Genomic DNA, 255 nt, shown 5'->3' with positions numbered 1-255 from the left:
CTACCTAACCACCTGTGTCGGTTTGGGGTACGGTTCCCAGTTATCTGAAGCTTAGGAGCTTTTCTTGGAAGCATGGTATCAACCACTTCGTCGCCTAATGGCAACTCGTCATCAGCTCTCGGCCTTGGAATCCCGGATTTGCCTAAGATTCCAGCCTACCACCTTAAACCTGGACAACCAACGCCAGGCTGGCCTAACCTTCTCCGTCCCTCCATCGCAATAACTGGAAGTACAGGAATATTAACCTGTTTTCCA

1 rRNA gene is annotated in these 255 nt (G+C 50.2%); it reads right to left on the bottom strand.

Annotated features, from left to right (window positions below):
* Positions 1-255: ribosomal RNA gene (locus ACN6NG_RS30025) — 23S ribosomal RNA — on the bottom strand; the annotation flags it as partial.

Source organism: Pseudomonas sp. TSO6, assembly GCF_056098905.1.
Note: the sequence above shows the minus strand (reverse complement) of the source record. Positions and strands in the feature narration are given on the sequence as shown.